General features: G+C 67.4%; 16 protein-coding genes. 9 read left to right on the top strand and 7 right to left on the bottom strand.

Annotated elements, in window-relative coordinates; translation table 11 throughout:
* The first annotated feature begins 16 nt into the window (after positions 1–16).
* From D5S18_RS32220 to ilvA, 5 genes are all read left to right on the top strand, one after another.
* Positions 17–1,510: a family 2 encapsulin nanocompartment cargo protein terpene cyclase gene (locus D5S18_RS32220; protein WP_120044887.1), complete on the top strand. Its 1,494-nt coding sequence runs from the start codon at positions 17–19 to the stop codon at positions 1,508–1,510.
* 14 nt (positions 1,511–1,524) lie between these two features.
* Positions 1,525–2,409 (top strand): geranyl diphosphate 2-C-methyltransferase, encoded by an 885-nt coding sequence (locus D5S18_RS32215; RefSeq protein WP_120044886.1) that lies wholly within the window; start codon positions 1,525–1,527, stop codon positions 2,407–2,409.
* Positions 2,406–2,969 carry an isopentenyl-diphosphate Delta-isomerase gene (gene idi / locus D5S18_RS32210; protein ID WP_239004133.1) on the top strand — a complete coding sequence of 188 codons (564 nt, stop codon included), beginning with the start codon at positions 2,406–2,408 and terminating at the stop codon, positions 2,967–2,969. Before D5S18_RS32215 ends, idi begins: the two co-directional genes overlap by 4 nt.
* A 376-nt stretch (positions 2,970–3,345) precedes the next feature.
* Positions 3,346–4,527 carry a serine hydrolase domain-containing protein gene (locus tag D5S18_RS32205; RefSeq protein WP_120044885.1) on the top strand — a complete coding sequence of 394 codons (1,182 nt, stop codon included), beginning with the start codon at positions 3,346–3,348 and terminating at the stop codon, positions 4,525–4,527.
* Between the two features lie 169 nt (positions 4,528–4,696).
* Entirely contained in the window at positions 4,697–5,917 is a 1,221-nt protein-coding gene (ilvA, locus tag D5S18_RS32200; RefSeq protein ID WP_120044884.1) for a threonine ammonia-lyase, read from the top strand.
* A 21-nt stretch (positions 5,918–5,938) separates the two neighbouring features.
* Here ilvA and D5S18_RS32195 read toward each other — a convergent pair whose 3' ends face one another.
* The 4 genes from D5S18_RS32195 to D5S18_RS32180 form a co-directional block, all read right to left on the bottom strand.
* A complete protein-coding gene (locus D5S18_RS32195) occupies positions 5,939–6,910 on the bottom strand; it encodes an ABC transporter substrate-binding protein (protein WP_120044883.1) in 972 nt (323 codons plus the stop codon).
* Positions 6,911–6,932: 22 nt separating this feature from the next.
* Complete coding sequence (locus tag D5S18_RS32190) at positions 6,933–7,946, bottom strand: ABC transporter permease (RefSeq protein WP_120044882.1); 1,014 nt, start codon at positions 7,944–7,946, stop codon at positions 6,933–6,935.
* A complete protein-coding gene (locus D5S18_RS32185; RefSeq protein WP_120044881.1) occupies positions 7,943–8,713 on the bottom strand; it encodes an ATP-binding cassette domain-containing protein in 771 nt (256 codons plus the stop codon). Before D5S18_RS32185 ends, D5S18_RS32190 begins: the two co-directional genes overlap by 4 nt.
* 167 nt (positions 8,714–8,880) lie before the next feature.
* Positions 8,881–9,201 carry a DMT family transporter gene (locus tag D5S18_RS32180; RefSeq protein ID WP_120044950.1) on the bottom strand — a complete coding sequence of 107 codons (321 nt, stop codon included), beginning with the start codon at positions 9,199–9,201 and terminating at the stop codon, positions 8,881–8,883.
* Between the two features lie 61 nt (positions 9,202–9,262).
* Between D5S18_RS32180 and D5S18_RS32175 the strand changes: the two genes are divergently transcribed.
* A complete protein-coding gene (locus D5S18_RS32175; RefSeq protein WP_147404330.1) occupies positions 9,263–9,949 on the top strand; it encodes a hypothetical protein in 687 nt (228 codons plus the stop codon).
* A 1-nt stretch (position 9,950) separates the two neighbouring features.
* Here the strand turns inward: D5S18_RS32175 and argH are convergent, their stop codons facing one another.
* Both argH and D5S18_RS32165 read right to left on the bottom strand, forming a co-directional pair.
* Positions 9,951–11,372, bottom strand: a complete 1,422-nt coding sequence (argH, locus tag D5S18_RS32170) for an argininosuccinate lyase (RefSeq protein WP_120044879.1) — start codon at positions 11,370–11,372, stop codon at positions 9,951–9,953.
* Between the two features lie 7 nt (positions 11,373–11,379).
* Positions 11,380–12,582 (bottom strand): argininosuccinate synthase, encoded by a 1,203-nt coding sequence (locus D5S18_RS32165; protein WP_120044878.1) that lies wholly within the window; start codon positions 12,580–12,582, stop codon positions 11,380–11,382.
* Positions 12,583–13,009: 427 nt separating this feature from the next.
* Between D5S18_RS32165 and D5S18_RS32160 the strand changes: the two genes are divergently transcribed.
* The 3 genes from D5S18_RS32160 to D5S18_RS35125 all read left to right on the top strand — a co-directional run bounded on the left by D5S18_RS32160 (position 13,010) and on the right by D5S18_RS35125 (position 14,423).
* On the top strand, positions 13,010–13,432 hold the full coding sequence (locus D5S18_RS32160) for a hypothetical protein (protein ID WP_120044877.1): 423 nt from the start codon (positions 13,010–13,012) through the stop codon (positions 13,430–13,432).
* Between the two features lie 27 nt (positions 13,433–13,459).
* On the top strand, positions 13,460–14,161 hold the full coding sequence (locus D5S18_RS32155) for a hypothetical protein (protein ID WP_120044876.1): 702 nt from the start codon (positions 13,460–13,462) through the stop codon (positions 14,159–14,161).
* A 91-nt stretch (positions 14,162–14,252) separates the two neighbouring features.
* Complete coding sequence (locus tag D5S18_RS35125) at positions 14,253–14,423, top strand: hypothetical protein (RefSeq protein ID WP_158608040.1); 171 nt, start codon at positions 14,253–14,255, stop codon at positions 14,421–14,423.
* 35 nt (positions 14,424–14,458) lie between these two features.
* On the opposite strand, the gene D5S18_RS32150 is transcribed toward D5S18_RS35125, so the two are convergent.
* Positions 14,459–15,403, bottom strand: a complete 945-nt coding sequence (locus D5S18_RS32150) for an FAD-dependent oxidoreductase (RefSeq protein WP_120044875.1) — start codon at positions 15,401–15,403, stop codon at positions 14,459–14,461.
* Between the last annotated feature and the right edge of the window lie 30 nt (positions 15,404–15,433).

The following is a 15,433-nucleotide window of genomic DNA, read 5'->3' as shown; positions in this document are numbered from 1 at the left end:
TCGGGGGCGACAGGCGATGTCGGTACTCTCCCGTACTGCGGCATCACCGGCGGGTTCGGAGTTGGCCGCCCTCGTCGCCGCGCTCCTCGCCGACTCCGCGGCCGCCCCGGCGGATCTGCTGCCGACGCGATCCCCGCAAGCCGCCGCGCCGCACCGTGATTCGTCGCACGAGGCGGATTCGCCGACGCCGTCGCATCTGCCGGGTCCCACCGGGCTGGGCGCCTCGGGGCTGCTGGAACCCTTGCTCGAGGCGGGTGTCCGTGTGGCGCCCGCCCCCGGTGGTGCGGTCTCCCCCGCCGAGCCGGCGAATGCCGATCCCTCGACTTCGGTGCAATCCGACTCTGCCGCACCGCGATCTGCGACGGAGGCCATTTCGAGAGCGGCGCCCGAGCGGCGCGTCTGGGTGCCATTGGGACCCAGTGGACTGGGAACCGACTTCACCCATGTGCGGGCGTCCGCACCGCAGCGACAAACACCATCCGGCCCAACAGAATTGGACAGCGGATCGCCTCGGCGCACCGACAACGGGGCCGGGATCCCCGCGCTCTACTGTCCACCACCGGTGCGCGACGATCCGGAGTTGGGCGCGGCGGTCAATGCCGGATTGCTCACGTGGGCCGAGGGGATCGGGCTGTACGAGGGCAGGCTGGACACCTTGCGCAACGCCGATTTCGGGCGGCTGATCATGCTCGCGCATCCGGACTGCGACGACGCCGACCGACTGCTGGCGGCGGCGAAATGCGCGGTGACGGAATGGTCGGTGGACGACTACTACTGCGAGGAGGACGCGGCCGACACCGCACCGGACGGATCGGCGTCCGACGCGGCGGCCGAACTCGGCCCCAAACTCGAGATGGCCGCCGCCGCGATGGATCCGGTGCATCTACCGGTGCGGTACCAGGCACAGCTCGAGCGGGCGCTGCAGTCCGATCCCATCCTGCGCGCCTTCCGCACCTCTTTCGAGCACATCGGGCACTACGCCACCGCGGCCCAGGTGGCTCGACTGCGTACCGAGATCGGCGGGTGGTTCATCGCGCTCGCGGCCGAAGCGGGCTGGCGCGCCGCGCACCGGATGCCACCGGTGTGGGAATACCTGACCAACCGTCAACCGCACAGCTTCCTACCCTGCATGGCCCCGATCGATGCGGTCGGCGGCTACGAATTGTCGCCCGCCGAATACTGCGATCCTCGGGTGCGTCGGGTGGTGACCACCGCGGCGCTCGCCTCCCAGATGGTCAACGACCTGTATTCCATGGCCCGCGAGGATCTTTCGAACGGGCGGGAATTCAACCTGCCCACGGTGCTGGCGGCCGAGGAGAACTGCCCGCGCCGCGAGGCCGTCCAACGCACCGCCGACGTGCACGACGAGCTGGTGCGCCGTTTCGAGAGCGAGGCCGCCGTACTCGCCGCCGCCGGATCACCGGAGTTGCGGCGATTCCTCACCGGGCTGTGGGCGTGGATGGGCGGCAATCGCGCCTGGCACGCCGCGAGCAAGCGCTATCAGGACTGAGAGGACGATTCCGCATGACCATGCTCAATACCGATATCGATCCCGCCACCGGAGCTGTCCTGCGCACCAGCTATCAGCGCTCGGTCGCGGCGTATTGGAACAACAATCCCAACGACGACCGCGTCAACATCAGGCTCGGCGAGGTCGACGGCCTCTATCACCACCATTACGGCATCGGCGAACCGGACCTGTCGGTGCTCGAAGGTCCCGAGGACACCCGCCAGGAACGCATCGTCAAGGAACTGCATCGTTTGGAGACCGCGCAGGCGGTCACACTGCTCGACCACCTGGGTCCGGTCAGACCCACCGACCGCCTCATGGACTGCGGATCCGGCCGGGGCGGCACCAGTTTCATGGCCAATCAGCGCTTCGGCTGCCGGGTCGACGGGGTCACCATCTCCGAATACCAGGTCGGGTTCGCCAATGAGCAGGCCGAGCAGCGCGGTGTGGCCGACAAGGTGCGCTTCCACTTCCGCAATATGCTCGACAGCGGCTTCCCCACCGGGGGTCTGCGCGGGATCTGGACCAACGAGACCACCATGTACGTCGACCTTTTCGAACTCTTCGCCGAATTCTCCCGGCTGCTCGCGCCGGGTGGGCGGTACGTGTGCATCACGGGCTGCTCCAACGACGTCACCGGAGGCCGATCGGCCTCGGTCAGCTGGATCGACGCCCACTACGGGTGCATGATCCACCCGCGCGGTGAGTACTTCCGCGCACTGGCCGAGAACAACCTGGTCCCGATCGATGTGGTCGACCTCACCGCCGCCACCATCCCGTACTGGGAACTGCGCGGCAAATCCGAACTCGCCACCGGTGTGGAGACGCCCTTCCTCACCGCCTACCGGGAGGGCAGTTTCCAATACCTGCTGATCGCGGCGGATAAGGTGGGGCGGTGAGCAACCACAGCGAACAGGCCATCGACCGCGAGAACCTGCCTGTCGAACTGGTCGACGCGCAGGGCCGCGCGGTCGGCGCGTGCCCGGTCGCGCAGGCGCACACCGCACCGGGTCTGGCGCATCGGGCGTTCTCCGTGCTGCTGTTCGACGGTGCGGAGCGGGTGCTGTTGCAGCGCCGGGCCGCCGTCAAGACCCGCTTTCCCAATCTGTGGACCAACACCTGCTGCGGACATCCGGCTCCCGGTCAGCCGGTTGTAGAGGCGGCCGCCGTGCGCCTCTACGAGGAGTTCGGGTTGTCGGCCGCACTCACCGAGATCGGGGTTTTCAGCTACCGGGCGGGCGATCCGGCGACCGGGCGGGTCGAGCACGAATGGGATCACGTGCTCATCGGGACGCTGTTCGACGCGGCGCCGCAACCGGATCCGGATGAGATCAGCGATTACGCCTGGATCGGGATCGACACGCTGCGCGTCGGACTGGCCAGCGATCCGGCGGCATACACCCCGTGGTTGTCCGGGGTGCTCGATGTCGTCGAGGATGTGCTGAGCAAAACGCCGTAGTCGCATCCGGTCCCGGTGCCCGCCGGGGCCGGATCCCGTCCTTGCCTCTCTTTTCCGTTTCGTTCCAGGCACCCCGGAGCCCGCGAACCCATCGATAGGTGCGCATATCTTGGTATAGGTATGCGACTTGGCAGGTGCGGGATAGGGCAACCGACCTCCCTGAACGAACGCGGCGGACCGGAATCTGTTGCGGCACGGCATACTTCCCCCCTTTTTCTCCCCGCGGTGATTCGCCCATCCCCTGGGCTCGGCGACACAGTAGCCCTCGAGGCGAGGATTCGAATCAGCGGGTCGCACGCAGTGGCACTGCTCTCACTCGACAGCGCCTGCGCGAACGGGCCGGCATGCTGGCGGGATTCGCGACAGAGGGGCAGTGATGACAGATTCTTCGCCGAAGCAGTTCGTCGACCGGCGCTACGCCGGCCTGGTCGCCGCCTTCGATGGGCTGTTCCGCCGCCCATCCGACGGCGGCGGCGCGCTCGCGGTGTACCAGCACGGTGTGCCGGTGGTCGACGTGTGGGCCGGATTCGCCCGGCCCGGACAGCCGTGGCGGCACGACACCGTCGCCATGGCGTACTCGACCGGAAAAGGCGTGGTCTCCACACTGGTGCATCGACTGGCCGAGCGCGGACTGCTCGACTACGACAAACCCGTCGGCACCTACTGGCCCGAATTCGCGTGCGCCGGTAAGGATCACATCACCGTGCGCGGCCTGCTCACCCATCGCGCCGGACTGCACCGGCTGCGCGATCTGCTGCCCGGCCCGGACGAACGCTTCTTCGACGACGCGGCCGTCACCTCGGCGCTGGCCGCCACGACCCCCGATCCGCGCCACCGCCGCACCAGCGGATATCACGGAATCTCCTACGGGCACTTGACCGCCGAACTCGTGCGCCGGGTCACCGGGGCCGACTTCACCGAGGTGCTGCGCACCGAGATCGCCGAACCCCTCGGGGCCGACGAGCTCTGGTTCCGCGTACCCGAAGACGAACGGGATCGCATCGCCCCCAACTTCCCCCGACTCACGGTGGCCGGAATGAGTTGGGAGAGCGGCTCGCGCCTGCTCGCCCGCACCCGTCTCGCGGCCACCGCCGAGACGACGCCGCGCGGATTCGCCGATCTGGTTTCCGATGCGCGCATTCACGATTCGGTGATGCCGGGCGTCAACGGGGTGTTCTCGGCCCGCGCGCTGGCCCGCATGTACGGGGCGCTGGCCAATGGCGGCGCGATCGACGGTGTGCGGCTGCTGGAGCAGCGCACCATCGGCGCGATGGCTCGCCGCCAGGTCTTCAGCCCGGATTACGTACTGGCGCTCCGTGTTCCGTGGGCGCTCGGCTACCACGGCGTGCCGATGAAGCCGTCCAGGACCGAACCCGTCTCGGCCTTCGGACATTTCGGGCTGGGCGGGTCCGGGGCGTTCGCCGATCCGAGCACCGGGATGGCGCTCGGCTTCCTCACCAATCGCCTCGGCGGCAAGTTGACTCCGCTCGGGGATGCCCGGCTGGCCCGGCTCGGGGCGCTCGCGCATCACTTCGCCAAAACGGACCGACACCGCTGAGCCGCGATCGAGTCGGGTGCGCCCGAGTCCGAAACCCGGTAGCCGAGAAACGCCTCCGGCGAGGCACCTTGCCCAAGCATGCCGCGCCGCCACGGGGCGGAACTGGTCAGTGTGCCAACACGGTGTGCGCACCAGCGACAGACCCGCCGGTAGCCGGCAGGATCGGGACATGGACCTGATCGGACTCGATCGGATCGAGGCGGCCGCCGCACTGCTGGCCCCGGTCATCCGCCGCACCCCGCTGGTGACCTCGCGGGTGCTCGGCGAGCGCATCGGCGGCGAGGTGCTGCTCAAATGCGAGAACCTGCAGCGGACCGGATCGTTCAAACCGCGCGGCGCCTACAACCGGATCGCGAATCTGACCCCGCGGGATCGAGCCAGGGGTGTGGTAGCGGCCAGCGCGGGCAATCACGCGCAGGGTGTGGCCTGGGCGGCCACCTCGCTGGGCATCGCGTCCACGGTGTTCATGCCGATCGGCGCGTCACTGCCGAAGTTGGCGGCCACCAAGGCATACGGCGCCACCGTTGAGCAGGTCGGCGATACCGTCGACGACTCGCTCGCCGCCGCGATCGAATTCGCCGAACACACCGGTGCGACACTGATCCACCCGTTCGATCACGCGGATGTGGTGGCCGGTCAAGCCACCGTGGCGCTGGAAATGCTGGAACAGCATCCGGATCTGGGCACGGTGCTGGTGCCCACCGGCGGGGGCGGACTGCTGGCCGGGGTCGCGGTCGCGCTGCGGCGCCTCGCCCCGCACGTGCGGGTCATCGGGGTGCAGGCGGCCGAGGCGGCGGCCTGGCCGGATTCGCTGGCCGCGGGGAAACCCGTTCGGGCGCACAGCATGTCGACCATGGCCGACGGCATCGCGGTGGGCCTGCCCGGCGCGGTGCCCTTCGCGCACGTCGCCGCCTGCGTCGACACCGTGGTCACGGTGGACGAGGAGGCGCTCTCGCGCGCGCTGCTGCTGTGCCTGGAGCGCGGCAAACTCATCGTCGAGCCCGCGGGCGCGGCGGGCGTGGCGGCGCTGATCAGTTGCGAGGAGACGGAATTGGCGCTGCGCGGCACGGTCGCGACCATTCTCTCCGGCGGCAATATCGATCCGCTGCTGTTGACCAGGGTGATCGGGCACGGGCTCAGTGCGGCGGGCCGCTACCTCGGGGTGCGGGTGACGCTCACGGATCGTCCCGGCGCGCTGAGCGTCCTGCTCACGGTCGTCGGGAAGACCGGGGCGAGCGTGGTGGACGTCGCGCATTCGCGCACCGGGACGGCCTTGGCGGTCGGCGAGGTCGAGGTGTCGCTGACCATGGAGACCCGAGGCCCGAACCACCGGGACGAGGTGCTCGGGGCGCTCGAGGTCGCGGGTTACGCGGTGCGCGTCGAGGATTGACTGCGAGCCCGCGGGCTCCGCTCAGCAGCGACGTTTGTAGAAATACTTCTGGTTGGCATCCATATCGGCCTTGGTGATGGCGACCATATCCGTCTGGATGGTGCGGGTGACGGGCTTGCCCTCCAGGGCGGCGGCCGCCTGATCGACGCCCTTGGCCCCGATCCCCGCCGGGTCCTGGGCGATGAGGGCCTGCACAGTTCCGGCCTTCAGATCCTCGACCTGTTTGGGGCTGGCGTCGAAGCCGACCAGCTTGACCTGGCCGAGCTTATTGGCATTGCGCAGTCCGGTGGCCGCGCCTTCGGCGGAGCTCAGATTGGTGGCGAAAATGCCTGCCAGATCCGGGTGGGCCGCGAGAGTCGCGGTGACCAGTGCGGTGGCCTGCGCCGCATCGTTGTTGTTGTATTGCACACCGAGCGAGGACATTTCGGCGTATTCGTGCAGTGCCTCCTCGAAACCCCGCGCGCGGGCGTCGGTGGTGGAGGTGCCCGCCTTGGTATTGATCACCAGCACCGGACCTTTGTTGCCGACGAGCTTCGCGAGGGTCTGCGCGGCGAGGCGGCCGCCCTTGTTGTTGTCGGAGGCGATGGAGGACAGCGCGATCGAAGTGTCGTCGAGTGCGGTATCCACCTCGATGATCTTGATGCCCGCGTCCCTGGCCTGTTTGATCGGATTGGCCATGGCGGTGGCGTGGGTCGGGGCGATGAGCACCGCACCCGGCTTGCCCGCCACCACACCGCTCAGCACCGGAGTCTGCGCACCCGCGTCGAATTGCGTCGGAGCCTGCGTATCCAGTTTGTAGCCGAGTTTGACGGCCTCCTCCTGCGCGCCGCACTGCATGGAGATATAGAAGGGCTCATCGGCGACACCCGGAATCAGCACGAGCTTCTTCGCGTCATTGCCACCGGATTCACCGACCTTGCCGCTACAGCCCGCCAGCAGCGCGCCCGCCGCCACCAGCGCGCCGAAGGCCGCCGCCGTCCGCTTCGCTCTCATCCCGGCACCTCTCAGTTCGTTGTCATCTCCGGTCCCTGGCCCGGCGGCGCACCTGGTCGAACCAGACCGCCGCCACCAAGACCACGCCCACCGCGATCGGCTGCCAGAACACCGGCACCTCCGCGATGCGGAAACCCTTGCGCAGCACCGACGGGATGAACACCCCGATCACGGTGCCGATCACCGAACCGACGCCACCGAAGAGGCTGGTGCCGCCGATCACCACGCCCGCGATGGCGTCGAGATTGTCGGTGCCGTGACCGCTGATCGTGGTGGTGCCGAAATAGGCCAGATTCATGAAACCCGCCAGGCCGGCCAGCAATCCGGTGATCAGGTAGATGGTGATCAGATGTCTGGTGACCGGGATGCCCGCGCGGCGCGCCGCTTCCGCATTGGAGCCGATGGCATAGGTGTGGCGGCCGAAGCGGGTGGTGCGCAGCGCCCACGCCGCTACCGCGGTGACCGCGACCGCGACCAGTACGAGATTCGGTATGCCACCCAGCGAGGTGCCGAAACCCAATGAATCACGCAGCTTTTCGGGCACCGTCCGGGTATCGACGCCGCCGGTGACGAGTTGGGCCGCACCCAGCGCCGCACCCAGTGCGCCGAGGGTGACGATCAGCGGCGGAATCTTGGCCTTGGCCACCAGGAATCCATTGAGCAGGCCCCAGAGTCCGCCGCCCGCGACCGAGAACAGGAACCCGAGCGCGATCAGACCCCAACCGGCGTGGGTGGCATCCTCGGCGGGGCTGAGCCATTCCATGGATTTGGCGCTCAGCGCGCCCGAGAAGATCAGCACCATGCCGACCGAGAGATCGATGCCCGAGGTGATGATAACGAAGGTCATCCCGACCGAAAGCACCAGCAGCACGGAGGTTTCGATCAGAAGGGTCTGAAAGGTGAAGCGGGTGGGGAAGGCGTCGGGCCGCAGAATGCTGAAGACGACACACAGCGCGACCAGGACCACGCCGATCCAGATCGTGCTCGCGCCCGCGAGGCGTTGACGCAGGGTGCGGCGCGGGATATCGGTGCTCATGCGGCATCCTCGTCGTGGGTCAGCGCGCCCGTCATGGCCGCGACCAACTGCTCGAGCGTCGCGTCGGCTGCGGTGAAACGGGCCACCCGCGTGCCGAGCCGCAGCACCTCGATGCGATCGGCGACGGCCAGCACCTCGGGCATATTGTGGCTGATCAGCACCACCGCGATCCCCTCGTCGCGGACCCGGCGCACCACCTCGAGCACCCGCTCGCGCTGCACCACGCCCAGCGCCGCCGTCGGCTCGTCCATGAACACCACCCGACTGGCCCACATGACCGCCCGCGCCACCGCCACACTCTGCCGCTGCCCGCCCGACAGTGCGGCGATCGGCACATCGATACTCGGCAAGGTGACGCCCAATCGCCGAAAATGCTCCACCGCTTGGGCTTTCATTCCGGATTTGTCGAGCATGCCCAGCTTGCCGAGCAGGCCGCGCCGCGGAATCTCGCGCCCCAGAAAGAGATTCGCCGCCGGATCCAGATCCGGCGCGACCGCCAAATCCTGATACACCGTCTCCACCCCCAACCGCCGCGCGGCCGTGGGTGTCGCAAACTCCACCCGCTCTCCCGCCAACCGAATCTCCCCGCCATCGGGCCGTTCGGCCCCCGAAAGGCATTTCACCAGCGTCGATTTCCCGGCACCGTTATCCCCGATGAGCGCGACCACCTCCCCCGCCCGCGCCTGAAAATTGGCCCCCCGCAGCGCCTCCACGCCCCCATACCGCTTGACCAGCCCAAATGCCTCGAGCGCCACCCCCGCACTCATTCGTCCCCACCCCGGCCCGGCTCAGCAAACCTCCAGTCCATCGGCCGATCCTACGATTCCCCCTCCCCCGATACCGGCAGAATCCCCGAATCGATTCCACACCACTCGAAATGGATCGCGCTCGCGGCACCGCTCGATTTCGATACTTCCGAATTTCCGCAGGGCGGTCAGGCCGCGCCGAGTTCGAGGGCCAGGACGCCGAGGATGACGAGGGCTATGCCGCCCACCTGGATGAGCGTCAGGTGTTCGGAGAGGAACAGCACGCCGATCACGGCGATGGCGGCCACGCCGATGGCGGACCAGATGCCGTACGCGACGCCAATGGGCATACCGCGTTTGAGGGATTGCGACAGGAAGTAGAAGGCGGCTATGTACCCGAGAACGACCACGATCGACGGGGCGAGTTTGGTGAAACCCTCGGCGAGTTTGAGGGATACGGTGGCGGTGATCTCGCAGGCGATGGCCAGTGCCAGAAACAACATGGTCATGTGCGCAGCGTAGTCGGCGCGATACCGCACAATGGTGGTCGGTGCGCGCGACGGGGATGGGGTGAGGCGAGTGGAATGGCTGCTCGGTGCGATGTGCGCGGTGCTCGCGGTGTCGATCGGCGCGATGGCGGTGCTGGTCCCGCTGTCGGTCCGGGCCGAGCGCCAACGCAGGCGCACGCTCGCACGGTGGGCCGCCGCGCACCGCTGGAGTTTCGCCAGGGCGGGCCGCGCCGGATGGACCAATCGGCTGCCGGGCCGCAACCGACAGGGTCTGGGCGTCACCCTGTCCGGCCGAATGGACGGACGCACCGTGACGATCGCCGACTACCAGTACCAGACCACGAGCACCCGCACCGGATCGGACGGAAACACCCACCGCCGCAAGCACAATCACCGCTACATCGTGGTGATGATCCAACTGGATCGGGCGCATCCACCGGTCGCGATCACCACACGCGGCCTGCTCTCGCAGTTGGGTCGCTCACTGTTCGGCGATCGACCGACCGCGACCGGAAACCCCTACTTCGACCGGGATTTCCGCGTCCTCAGCCCGAATCCGACCCATGCGAAAGAACTCGTCGGACCACCGCTCATGGCGGCGCATCTCGGCGACGCGGTGCCGACGTGGTCGATCGTCGGCACCGAACTGGTCACCTATTCGCCCGGCTACCTGCGCGATCCGAGCCGGATCCCGGCATACGCCTGCGGGCCGCTGCGCATCGCCGCACTGCTGGGCTGCCCGGCCTGACTCAGGCCAACCAGTCGCGCGACTCGCCCGCGGTGGCGCGCACCTCGTCGAGTTGCACCGCCACCTGCGCACCCGACGTACCGCCGCGCGCATTGCGGGAGGCGACGGAACCCTGCACCGTCAGCACCTCGCGGACCTGCGGGGTCAACGCCGGATCGATGGCGGCGAATTCGGCGTCGGTGAGTTCGTCGAGGCCGACACCGCGCGCCTCGGCCGCGCGCACGCACGCACCTGCGGCCTCATGCGCCACCCGGAACGGAACACCCTGCCGGACAAGCCATTCCGCGATATCGGTGGCGAGGGTGAACCCGGCGGGCGCGAGTTCGGCCATCCGGTCGGTGTGGAAGGTGAGGGTGCCGATGAGCCCGGCGATGGCGGGCAGCAGCAACTGCAACTGGGCCACCGAATCGAACAGCGGCTCCTTGTCCTCCTGCAGATCCCGGTTGTAGGCCAGGGGCTGCGCCTTGAGCGTGGCCAGCAGACCGGTGAGGTTGCCGATCAGTCGACCCGCTTTGCCCCTGGTCAGCTCCGAGACATCGGGATTCTTCTTCTGCGGCATGATCGAGGAGCCGGTGGACCAGGCGTCGGCCAAGGTGACATAGCCGAATTCCGGTGTGCTCCAAATGATCACCTCCTCCGCCATGCGGCTGAGGTCGACCCCGATCATGGCCAGCACGAACGCCGCCTCGGCCGCGAAATCGCGGGAGGAGGTGGCGTCGATCGAATTGGCCGCGGCTGCGGTGAAATCCAATTCGGCGGCGATGGCCTCCGGATCCAAACCGAGCGAGGAACCCGCGAGCGCCCCGGACCCGTACGGGGACACCGCCGCTCGGCGATCGAAATCACGCAGCCGATCGATATCACGCAGCAGCGGATGGGCGTGCGCGAGCAGATGGTGGGCCAGCAGCACCGGCTGGGCGGCCTGCAGGTGCGTCTTGCCCGGCATCACCGCGTCCGGATGCGCCGCGGCCTGCCCGACCAGCGCGTCGACCACCTCGAGCAGGCCCGAGGCGACCCGGCGCACCGCGTCGCGCAACCACATGCGGAACAGGGTGGCCACCTGATCGTTGCGGGAGCGGCCCGCACGCAACCGGCCACCCAGTTCCGCGCCGACCCGCTCGATGAGGCCGCGCTCCAGCGCGCCGTGCACGTCCTCATCGGCCTCGGCAGGGGCGAAGGCACCCGAATCGACATCCGCCGCAAGACGTTCCAACCCGGCCAGCATGCCGGACAGGTCGGCGTCGGAGAGCAGCCCGGCCTTGTGCAACACTCGCGCGTGCGCCTTGGACGCGCGAATGTCGTAGGGGGCCAACACCCAATCGAAATGGGTGGACTTGCTCAGCGCCGCCATGGCGGCCGCGGGTCCGGCGGCGAACCGCCCGCCCCACAGCGCGCCCGCATTGGTGCTGCCGCCCTCGCTCATCGCTCTCCTACTTCTGATTCAGGTCGCGGCGCGCGGCCACCTTCGACGACAGGCCGTGGATCTGGACGAAACCCTTGGCCAGCGACTGGTCGAAGGAATCGCCCGCATCATAGGTGGCCAGGTTGAAATCGTAGAGCGACTGCTCGCTGCGGCGACCATTGACCACGACGCTGCCACCGTGCAGCACCAGGCGGATATCGCCGGACACATGCTCCTGGGTCTCCTGGACGAACGCGTCCAGTGCCCGCTTGAGCGGGGAGAACCACAGGCCGTCGTAGGCCAGCTCGCCCCAGCGCTGCTCGACCTGACGCTTGTAGCGGCCCAGCTCGCGCTCGAGGGTGACATTCTCCAGGTTCTGGTGCGCGGTGATGAGCGCGATCGCGCCCGGCGCCTCGTAGATCTCGCGGCTCTTGATACCGACGAGGCGATCCTCGACCATATCGAGGCGGCCGATGCCCTGGCGGCCCGCGCGGCGATTCATCTCGACGATGGCCTCGAGCACGGTGACCGGGCGGCCGTCGATCGCTACCGGGACACCCTTGTCGAAGGTGATGATCAGCTCGTCGGGAGCCTCGAAGTTGACCGTCGGATCCACCGTGTAGTCGTAGACGTCCTTGGTGGGGGCGTTCCAGAGGTCCTCCAGGAAGCCGGTTTCCACCGCGCGACCCCACACGTTCTGGTCGATGGAGAACGGGGACTTCTTGGTGACATTGATCGGCAGCGCGTTCTCCTCGGCGAACGCGATCGCCTTCTCCCTGGTCCAGGCGTAGTCGCGGACCGGGGCGATGACATTCAGGTCGGGGGCGAGCGCGCCGATGCCGACCTCGAAGCGGACCTGGTCGTTGCCCTTGCCGGTGCAGCCGTGCGCGACGGTGCTCGCACCGTGGAACTTGGCCGCCTCCACCAGGTGCTTGACGATCAGCGGGCGGCTGATGGCCGACACCAGCGGGTACTGGCCCATGTACAGGGCGTTGGCCTGGATGGTGGGCAGGCAGTAGTCGGTGGCGAACTCGTCGCGGGCGTCGACCACGACCGCTTCGACCGCGCCGCAGTCGAGGGCGCGTTGACGCACGACATTCATATCCTCGCCGCCCTGGCCCAGGTCGATGGCTACCGCCACCACCTCGGCACCGGTCTCCTTGCCGATCCAGCTGATGGCGACGGAGGTATCGAGCCCACCGGAGTAGGCGAGTACGACGCGCTCGGACATGTCTGGTGCTCCTCGTTTCCGTATCACTAGGTCTTTGTTCGACGGTACGGACGGGGCGCGTTCACCCGCGCGCCACACCGCCCAACCAGCCTGCAAATGATTATGCACGACGATGCAAGCCCATTCACCACCGGGGGGCGTATCCCCGCCCCGATCCGCCTCGCGACTGCCATTGCGCCACCTCCGACTGCCAATCGCGCAACCGAGCCTTCACTGCCACCCCTCGGTCGTGACACCCTCGAGAAGCGTGGGGGCCATGACGTCGGGGCGACGCGGCCCGGTCTCCCACCCGGCACTATTCGAACACTCCGGATAGATTTCGATCATTACAGGGGCAGCCGTGCAAAATCTCGTTCGGTTGATATCACATCATTCACACAATGCCGGTCGTCGATGCAGAACCGCGACTCGAATACTGACCATATCGATGGCCGCAACCATTTGGACTACATTCCAACCGGTCGACGCCGACGCGCAATCCAATTGGTCCACAATCCTCTGGGAGCAAAGCGACATCAATGGAATCAGCATTCCGATTCGGCAAGGTGATGCCCGGATCGGCTACAACCACTTCGCACAGCGGCACAATCTGAGCTCCGGGGGCGCGGTGCGCCAGGCCATCAAGGTCGCGAAGCCGATCACTACGGGCGCACGCGTCGAGTATGTCACGTTGTTCACGCATGCGAACGACCACGAGCAGGTATATCTGCGAGTGATAGCACAAGCCGCGACAACGACCGACGATCGCGAATATAGTTCTCCGGACGGCAAGTACATCGGAGTCGTCACCGCATATTGCGACAGCATGAACAAATGCCCGTACTGGCTGAGCAACTTGCAACTGTCCTGAACGGATAATTCGGAGGTATTGACGGAGATGGCCGAAGTCTTGGGTGACTACGCCTTCAATTTCCTGTTGCGGACAATGATCCCGCTGGTAGTAGCCCCCCTCGGCGGGCTGCCGCCGAGGGGAGTGCAGCTGCGCGGAGTTGTTCGGGTCGGCGACGAGCGGGTGCGAATGGTGTTGTCGGAGGATGCTCAAATGGGGCCGGGGGTGGCAGTGGAGTTCGATCTTGCGCGTGGGGCCGGAAGTACGGAGGTCGTACCGATGATGGACCACCTTCGAGCCGTGGTGGCTCCCCGGCTCGGGGAGCTGATGGGCACTGACCAACCGGTACGGGACTGCCATTCGAATGTAGTTGTCCAGGCGAAAGATACCGGCTTCGATGGCCCGGCCGCTGCCATGCACTACGACCAGGAGATATTCCGTCTGTTCACCCTGCTGGTGAACGGCGGCGGCATCGTCGCCCACGACGAGGATTACACCTTCGGCGGATTCATGTTTCGCAGCGATCATGTCTGCCGCATCTACATCCGCGTCACCGAAACGGACCTCGTCTACGGTTTCGATGCGCCGATCGACGGGGAGCACGGTCCGGGAACGTACGGGTACAACTACTTGCCGTTGGAGCTCGCGCCGCTGACACGGACCGGGGACCTTGCTTCGAAGCCGGTCGTCGATGATGCCGACGAGTACTGCACGGCGGTGGTCGACCTGTCCACCTGGGTGGGGCATTGATCTGAAAATCGCTGATGGTCAATGAGAGTCGCTTCCCTCACACGAGCGGGTGTGCGATCCTGGGGCGGTCTGGTTCCGGGCTGGAGTGAGGATGGGCGACATGTTGCATCTCATTGCGGGTGATTTCGCGACACTCGGGAACGACGTGCTGAGCATTGGGCACGCGCTCGTGGTGTTGATTCAGGACGCGATCAATGCGGGGACGCAGAATGCGCCGGGGTACGGGCACGGCGGCGGGGCGGGGCAGTTCCCGTTGAACTGATACGGGACCGGCCGCGAGCAGCGGCCGGTGTCGAACTATCGACCCGCGATCTCGGCGGTCATTCGCACGACTTCTTGCGCGCTGCCCCAGGAGAGCGTGACGCCCACTCCGTCGTGGCCATAGTTGTGGATGACGGTCGCACCGTCGCGGGATTCGGGTTCCAGGCGGGGTTCGGGGCGACCGGGCCGCAGGCCGACCTCGTGGCCGAGGATCTCGGCGGCGGCGAGTTTGGGTTCGATGGCTATGCAACGCTGCAGGATTCGCTCGGACAGGGCCGGGTCGGGGGTGAGGGTCCAGTCGTCGGGTTGGCGGATGCCGCCGAGGATGAGGCGGTCGCCGTGCGGGTAGAAACTGGTCCATTCGGGAGTGTCGACGGCCTCACAGTAGTAGTAGGTGAGGCCGGGATTGCGCAGGATCACGTGCTGGCCGCGCACGGGCCGCACCTCGGGATCACCGGTCAGGGCGGCGGCGCCGACTCCGGTGCAGTTCACCACGATCGATGCGGCGGCGGTGGCCTCGGCGAGATCGCGCACGGTGCGCGATTCGATGACGATTTCGGCCGCCGCCAACTCCTCGGTGAGGTACCGCAGATAGCGGGGCAGGTCGATGAGTGGGGTGGTGGCCCACAGGCCCGCCCGCATCCCCTCGGGCAGTTCATCGGGGGTGCAGAAACGGACGTCGACCAGATCCTGCACCCAGGGCGGCGGCTGCGACACATCGGAAACCTCGAGCCCGCGCTCGAAATGCACTCCGGATTCGGGTATTCGAGCCAGGCGGGAGAATTCGGCGAACGAGATCCGGCTCCACGCCAATTCGCGCGGACGCTCCCGCGGACCCCAAATCCCGCTCGCCACCGCCGAGGTGGTCCGCTCGGGCGGCAATTCCGCCCACACCCGCACCCGATGACCCGCCCGCGCCAGACATACGGCGGTGGTCAGCCCGATCACGCCCGCGCCGAGAACCAGAACGTCCTTCGCCATGGCTCCGACGGTACTCACCGCGCCCGCGCC

Source organism: Nocardia panacis (assembly GCF_003598715.1).
GTDB lineage: Bacteria > Actinomycetota > Actinomycetes > Mycobacteriales > Mycobacteriaceae > Nocardia > Nocardia panacis.
Note: the sequence above shows the minus strand (reverse complement) of the source record. Positions and strands in the feature narration are given on the sequence as shown.